This window comes from bacterium, assembly GCA_030654305.1.
In the GTDB taxonomy this organism is placed as follows: Bacteria; Krumholzibacteriota; Krumholzibacteriia; order LZORAL124-64-63; family LZORAL124-64-63; genus PNOJ01.
The window spans coordinates 1-1409 of record JAURXS010000457.1 but is presented as its reverse complement, the minus strand read 5'-3'; the positions used below and the strand labels follow the sequence as shown (position 1 = coordinate 1409).

Annotated in this window: 3 protein-coding genes; all 3 read right to left on the bottom strand. The window is 70.3% G+C overall.

Annotated elements, in window-relative coordinates; translation table 11 throughout:
- Positions 1-279, bottom strand: a 279-nt coding sequence (locus tag Q7W29_13135) for an AraC family transcriptional regulator (protein MDO9172764.1), incomplete at its 3' end; no start/stop codon positions are given.
- 33 nt (positions 280-312) lie between these two features.
- Positions 313-786 (bottom strand): acyl-CoA thioesterase, encoded by a 474-nt coding sequence (locus Q7W29_13130; GenBank protein MDO9172763.1) that lies wholly within the window; start codon positions 784-786, stop codon positions 313-315.
- Positions 787-947: 161 nt separating this feature from the next.
- A partial coding sequence (locus tag Q7W29_13125) for a LysR substrate-binding domain-containing protein (GenBank protein ID MDO9172762.1) occupies positions 948-1409 on the bottom strand: 462 nt, incomplete at its 5' end.

Below are 1409 nucleotides of genomic sequence, written 5' to 3'. Positions count from 1 at the left end.
CAGTTCGGTGTCGCGCAGCAGCGTGGTCGCCTGCTCGATGCGCCGCGTCAGCAGGTAACGGTGCGGGGGGATGCCGAAGGCATGCTTGAACGAGCGCGCGAAATGGGCTTCGGACACACCGCTCACCTCGGCCAGCCGCTCCACGGGCCAGGTTTCGTGCGACGCGGCATCCATGCGGTCCTTCGCCCGCAGCAGGCGCCGCAGCAGGGCCGGGTCCTGAAGCCCGCCCGCGTCCAGCGCAGTCGGGGGCGTTGGGTCGCGGGCTTCGCGGGGCGCCATGACCGTCAAGGCGGCGGCGGTGGTGCCGCCGCCCTAGCGCACCGCCCCAAACCGTTGCTCCATCTCGCGCCGCATGGTCTTGCGCAGCTCGGCCGCAGCGTGGCGGCGGCGCTCGTCGGGCGTGAAGGGGCGCAGCGGCGCCACGGTGGTCGGCTTGCCGGCGTCGTCGACCGCCACCATGGTGAAGAAGCAGCTGTTGACGTGGCGGTTTTCCTGGGTGCGGATGTTCTCCGCGATCACCTTGATGCCCACTTCCATGGACGAGCTGCCGGTGTGGTTGACCGAGGCGAGGAAGGTGACCAGCTCGCCCACGTGGATGGGCTGGCGGAACACCACCTGGTCCACGCTGAGCGTCACCACGTAGGCGCCGGCGTAGCGGCTGGCACAGGCGTAGGCCACCTGGTCGAGCAGCTTGAGGATGGACCCGCCGTGCACCTTGCCGGAGAAATTGGCGGTGTCGGGGGTCATGAGCACGGTCATGCTCAACTGGTGGGCGGGGAGTTCCATGGGGTCTTCGCAAGGGGGTGGGTTGAACGGGCGGCCGTCGGTGATCGGGCGCGTGCAGCCGAGATGGTGCCACGCAGCGCCAGCGCCCACCAACGGGGCGCAACGCCTGGCGTTGCCGATCGGGGGGCGCGGGGCATGTTGGGTGCCCGCACGAGCGGCCGCTACGCCGGCTGGCTCTGCTTCACCACCCATTCGCTGAACGCGCGCATCGCCGCGCTCGAACGCCGACGCTTGAGCCGTGTGAGCCAGTAGCCGCCCACGTCAACCTCCACATCGAACAGCCTCACCAGACGGCTGCTCTGCAGGTCGCGCCCGAACAGCTTGACCGGCAACAAGGCCACGCCCGCGCCCTGGGCGGCTGCGTCGGCCAGCACGAGTGAAGAGTCGAACAATGGACCGGTGAGCAACGGCGGTGGCGCGCCCGCTGCACGAAACCACTCCAGCCACTCTTCCGGCCGGTACGAACGCAGCAGCGTTTCGCGGCCCAGGTCACGCACGCTGCGGATGCGAGCGGCCAACGCGGGCGCGCACACGGGCGCCAGAGGCGCGCGCAACAGGGGCGTGGCTTCGGTGCCGTGCCAGTGGCCGTCGCCAAAGCGGATGGCGCAGTCCAGCCCTTCGCC

Bases quoted from the DNA above. Each gene is read 5' to 3' on its own strand.
- Q7W29_13130 (MDO9172763.1), bottom strand. From the start codon at position 786: ATGGAACTCCCCGCCCACCAGTTGAGCATGACCGTGCTCATGACCCCC.